1 protein-coding gene is annotated in these 233 nt (G+C 73.4%); it reads right to left on the reverse strand.

The genetic code is table 11. From position 1 onward, the window contains the following. Positions 1 to 233: MBL fold metallo-hydrolase (locus SM753_RS21195; RefSeq protein ID WP_323193006.1), on the reverse strand; the 233-nt coding region annotated here is incomplete at both ends.

The raw sequence follows: 233 nt of genomic DNA on the forward strand, positions 1-233 counted from the left end.
GGTCGGTTGCGCGCCGAAGTGCGCGTACAGGAGCGTGCTCGGGTCGAGGCCCGCGATGGTCTCGACGTCCCGGAGCGCCTGCTCGAGGTCGAACTGCGGCGGCGGCGTCGTCTCGCGGACCTCGTCGATGGCGGGGACGTAGATGCCGGCGGCGTCGGCGGTGAACACCGCGTCGTTCGCGGGGTCGTGGAAGACGTGCTGGTGGGGCGCGTGCCCGGGGGCGTGATGGGCGT

Origin of the sequence: Halostella sp. PRR32 (assembly GCF_034808085.1) — an archaeon.
GTDB lineage: Archaea > Halobacteriota > Halobacteria > Halobacteriales > Natronoarchaeaceae > Halostella > Halostella pelagica.